General features: G+C 42.6%; 5 protein-coding genes. 4 read left to right on the top strand and 1 reads right to left on the bottom strand.

The window, feature by feature from the left end; all coding sequences use genetic code 11:
• The 3 genes from KSW37_RS15110 to KSW37_RS15100 all read left to right on the top strand — a co-directional run.
• Positions 1-183: hypothetical protein (locus tag KSW37_RS15110; protein WP_217743520.1), on the top strand; the 183-nt coding region annotated here is incomplete at its 5' end.
• Between the two features lie 180 nt (positions 184-363).
• A complete protein-coding gene (locus tag KSW37_RS15105; RefSeq protein WP_217315246.1) occupies positions 364-1,287 on the top strand; it encodes an Rpn family recombination-promoting nuclease/putative transposase in 924 nt (307 codons plus the stop codon).
• 283 nt (positions 1,288-1,570) lie between these two features.
• Positions 1,571-2,419 (top strand): ATP-binding protein, encoded by an 849-nt coding sequence (locus tag KSW37_RS15100; RefSeq protein ID WP_217315245.1) that lies wholly within the window; start codon positions 1,571-1,573, stop codon positions 2,417-2,419.
• 93 nt (positions 2,420-2,512) lie between these two features.
• On the opposite strand, the gene KSW37_RS15095 is transcribed toward KSW37_RS15100, so the two are convergent.
• Positions 2,513-4,234 (bottom strand): AAA family ATPase, encoded by a 1,722-nt coding sequence (locus KSW37_RS15095; protein ID WP_217315243.1) that lies wholly within the window; start codon positions 4,232-4,234, stop codon positions 2,513-2,515.
• A 185-nt stretch (positions 4,235-4,419) separates the two neighbouring features.
• Here KSW37_RS15095 and KSW37_RS16150 point away from each other — a divergent pair.
• On the top strand, positions 4,420-4,537 hold a 118-nt coding region (locus KSW37_RS16150; protein WP_194256672.1), incomplete at its 3' end, for a PD-(D/E)XK nuclease family transposase.

Below are 4,537 nucleotides of genomic sequence, written 5' to 3'. Positions count from 1 at the left end.
GTTCTACCCTATGTGATACACCCCAAAACGGCCGTTCTCGGACGGGCTGGGGGGGGTAATATTTGTTTTTTCAGGTATGATTTTTTGGTTTTAGGTGTCTCATTCGTGGGCAATGCGACACCTTGTTTATATTTTTTAACATTTTCAGGCTCTATTCAAGAAGTAATTATCAACAAAGACTAATTATACGTCACCTGTTCATCGAGGCATATAGACCATTCAACACTCCACATTCAACATTCACCATTCAACACTCAACATTCAACATTCACCATTCTCTAACTTTTTCCGAAACTTTTCCCTAAAATCTCTTGCGGGTTTGAAAATAAAGTCGTAACTTTGCAGTAGTGAATTTTAAAACAAATGGTTATGAAGTACTTAGATCCTAAGGCAGACCTTACGTTCAAGAAGATATTCGGCAATCATCCTAAAAGATTGATCAGCCTTCTGAACGCCCTCCTGCCACTCAGCGAAGAGGAGCAGATACACGAGATAAAGTATCTGCCTACAGAACTTGTACCCCAGCTCGAAGGGGGCAAGAACACCATTGTGGATGTACTCTGCACAGATGTCAGAGGCAGGAAGTTCTGCGTGGAAATGCAGATGGAATGGTCTGACGCATTCCAGCAGCGAGTACTGTTCAATGCATCCAAGCTCTATGTGAGTCAGGCAAAAAAGGGAGGCAAATACAGCGAACTCCAACCAGTGTATTCTCTCAACCTGATAAATGAAATCTTTGCGCATGATACTCCGGATTTCATCCACAACTACCGCATCGTGCACGATAAGGACAGCAATAAGGTCATCGAAGGCTTGCATTTCACCTTCATTGAACTCCCGAAGTTCACTCCTCATTCCATTGCCGATAAGCGCATGATGGTCTTGTGGCTCCGTTTCCTCACAGAAATAAATTCCAATACGAAGGATATTCCTGCCGACCTGCTCAATGATCCGGAGATTGGAAAAGCAGTAGAGGAACTGAAGATATCCGGCTTTACAGATGCCGAGCTCCGTGCCTATGACAAGTTTTGGGATTCGGTAAGTGTTGAAAGAACCCTTCTGGATGACAGATATCAGAAAGGAATGGAAGAAGGTATGGAAAAAGGCATGGAAAAAGGTAAGGAAGAAGGAATTGCTGAAGGTATGGAGAAAGGCAGAGCAGAAGGCAAGCATGAGGCCAACACAGAAACAGCACAACGTTTGCTGGCAATGGGACTTTCTGCCGAACAGGTTTCCAAAGCTACCCAGCTACCTTTGGAAATCATTAAGAATCTGAGCAATACATAAAAAATATAATAGCGGAGATATTGATGACAAATATCTCCATATAATCAAGGGTCTATTCGCCACCTTTTCTTCGTGGCATATAGACCCTTGTCGTTTCCCGTGAGGTGCAATGTGTACCAAACCTGTTAATTATAAGTAATAAAAACAAAAAATCTATCATTTTTGTTACTTATGTGAAACAAAAAGAGTATCTTTGCGAAAAGTTTTACTCGTATGAAACAAAAAATATTAGAAAGATTAGGGTATTCCAATCGTATCGAACATTACCGGCAGCAACGCCAAGATGCTTTCGGGCGAACTGGCAACTCGCCTGAGAGGCAGATATATTGCTTATCGCATTAGAGGACTCTGCTATGAAGAGTTTCTGACGTTCCATGAACTGAAGGATGATGATGCTTCCTTGAACCTGTATCTGCAGTATGGCGGGCTCCCTCAGTTGCGCAATTTAGGGTTGGAAAATACGGATTTGGTAGAAGATTATCTTGACAATGTGTATAATACGATAGTACTTCGTGATATCATAGAGCGAGAAAACATCAGAAACATACCATTGTTGCGAACGCTGCTGAAGTTTGTGAGCGATAATATCGGTAAACAATTCTCAGCAACGAGTATTGTAAAATTTCTGAAAAGCCAGAACACCGAAACGTCTGCCAAGATGATTCTCACGTATTTGGAGTATTTAAGCAATGCTTTTATTATCGATCGAGTTAACAGATACGACATTCATGGCAAGCGACTTTTCGAGTTAGGCGACAAGTTCTATTTCGAAGACCTGGGAATCAGGAATCATATTATAGGTGGCAACAGGCGTTTTGATATCGAAAAGGTGATGGAGAACGCTGTATATATCCATTTGTGCAGGATGGGGTATAAAGTATATGTTGGTCAGATGTATAAGGCTGAGATTGATTTTGTTGCCGAGAAAGCGGATAGTGTGGCGTATGTGCAAGTTACCTATCTGCTGGCTTCTGAGGAAACGGTAGAGCGTGAATTCGGCAATTTGAAATTGATAAAAGACAGTCATCCCAAATACGTGATTTCTATGGATAGGCTTTACAGTCAAACCAATATTGATGGCATTAAGCACATTCATCTGCGAGATTTTCTGAAAATGACTACTTTGGTTTGATGCCAGGTAGATTACGAATATCACCATATAATCAAGGGTCTATACGCCACCTGTTCATCGTGGCATATAGACCCTTGTCGTTTTCTAAATTCTTTAGCACTCCGTTATTTTCCACAAGTCATTACCTTTATAGATGATGGCTATCTTGTGGATAGGCATTCCATTCATCAGCTGTGGCAATCTTGTGTCTTGCGCATATTGCTCCAACTGAGTCCTTGCTTCTTCCAAGGCCTTGTTTCCTTCTTCATCGGTATCGCCCGTTTTCAGATATTTCAACTCCAAGAGGTAGGCATGGGCAACCTCTGGAAAACGGGTGAGGTCCGGAATCATCGTCAAGTCGCAATAACCACCATTCAACTCCATTTCCTGGATGATATAGTAATAACCACTATGGTTGAGATAAGCGGCGATGAAACCTTGCAGATTGCGCTCTGCCTGAATGCTGGAGTGAATACTTGTGCAGTTTCGATAACCTTCGGCGATGTATTCGATGGCTGGCTTGATGTTACCATCCAGAGCCATTACATCGTATCGGTCGGCAAGATGATTATTGTTGATTTTGGCATCCCTGTTGTATTCATCCAACACATAGCCGTAATATTGGCGGCGTACATTCTCGTTAGGGATTCCCAACTTTACTCTTCTGCCACGCTTGCCAATGATGGTCAGCATGCCGTAATAGTAGAGCAGACTTGGGAACAGGTCAGGGTCAACCAAGTCTTCAGCAGGGAAACTTTCTCTCAGCTCCGCCCAGATGTAACCTTGGTTGATGATTTCTTTCAGCACGCTCTTGCGGTCGCCCTGCAGCTTGTCCAGGAAGATGATCTTCTTCATCTTGGCATAATCAGTCATGGTGTTTGGGTCTACCATCTCGTCCGGCGCTTTGCCAAAACGGATGAAATGGCGGAGATAATAGATAACCATATCCGAATTGAACATCTTGGGGTCTGTAACCAGACTGTCCTTCGCGAAGCAATAGTTGTCATACCAAGGCTTCATGTCGGTAATCAGCTGGTCGGTCGGAACCTTGATGAGTCCTACTTCTCTGTAGTATTCTATCATTTCCCGTACCTCGTTCTCGCTGAATCCCAGCATCATGTTGAACATGGGGTCCATGGAGAGATTGGTGCCGATGTTATAGCCACTGTTGAGGTCGTTCACGGTGACAGGACTTACTCCCATCATCATGATGCGTTGGAACATTCCCTTGAATAGCTTGAAGAAGTCACGGTAGAAGCCTTGTGCATGAGTCAAGGCGTGATACACAGCTTCTCCTTCCTCACTCAGGATGTTGTTGGTGAAGTTGTCATACTCGTCGATGATAAGGTAAAGTTGCGTACCTTTGCTTTTGGAATAAGTATTCAGTGCATTTAGCTTATAGGAGGCACCGGAAAAGCCAAGGTATTCCTCCATGTTGAAATCTTCATCATAATAGGCAGCATACTTTTTGATGAAGCCATCCAATACGCTGTTACAATATATATTGAAGTTTTCCTCCAAGCTACCTTGTCCTGCTGCAGCTCTAGAGAAGTCGAAATACAAAACCTGATATTGTCCAAGTCCTTCGGTTGGGTGCGACTCAATCCAAGTATCCTTGAATGTAGTATGGAACGAGTCTTTCTTCTCGATGTCGTAGTAGGCTTGAAGCATCGTGAGGAAGACACTCTTTCCAAAACGGCGTGGGCGGATGAGATAGAGAAAGTCTCCAGCTTCCTCCATCTTAGGTATAAACATTGTCTTGTCAGCACAGTATCTGTTCTGACTCTTAATCCAGGTATAATCGGCAACACCGTATGGTAATCTCTTGTAATCCATATCTTCTTCGTTTTATCGAGTACAACCAATTCAATTGCAAAGATAGTGGAAATAATCGGGAATAGCAAGACTTTTCTCAAAAACTTCCTTAAATGATGTTTTTTCGTCCGGAAATTATATAAATCTCTTGCGGGTTTGAAAATAAAGTCGTAACTTTGCGGCATGGATATTTAAAACAGATGATTATGAAGCAGGTAGAAGAAAGATATATCAGCTTGCTGACCGACTTTGGTTTCAAGCGAATTTTCGGAACAGCAATGAACAAGGATTTGCTCATTTGCTTCCTCAACAGCTTGTTTAATG

Source organism: Segatella copri (assembly GCF_019127135.1).
Lineage (GTDB): Bacteria > Bacteroidota > Bacteroidia > Bacteroidales > Bacteroidaceae > Prevotella.
This window is presented reverse-complemented; position numbering and strand designations above follow the sequence as displayed.

Excerpts from the sequence above, each read along its gene's own strand:
- KSW37_RS15105 (WP_217315246.1), top strand. The coding sequence starts at position 364 with ATGGTTATGAAGTACTTAGATCCTAAGGCAGACCTTACGTTCAAGAAG.
- KSW37_RS15100 (WP_217315245.1), top strand. The coding sequence starts at position 1,571 with ATGCTTTCGGGCGAACTGGCAACTCGCCTGAGAGGCAGATATATTGCT.
- KSW37_RS15095 (WP_217315243.1), bottom strand. The coding sequence starts at position 4,234 with ATGGATTACAAGAGATTACCATACGGTGTTGCCGATTATACCTGGATT.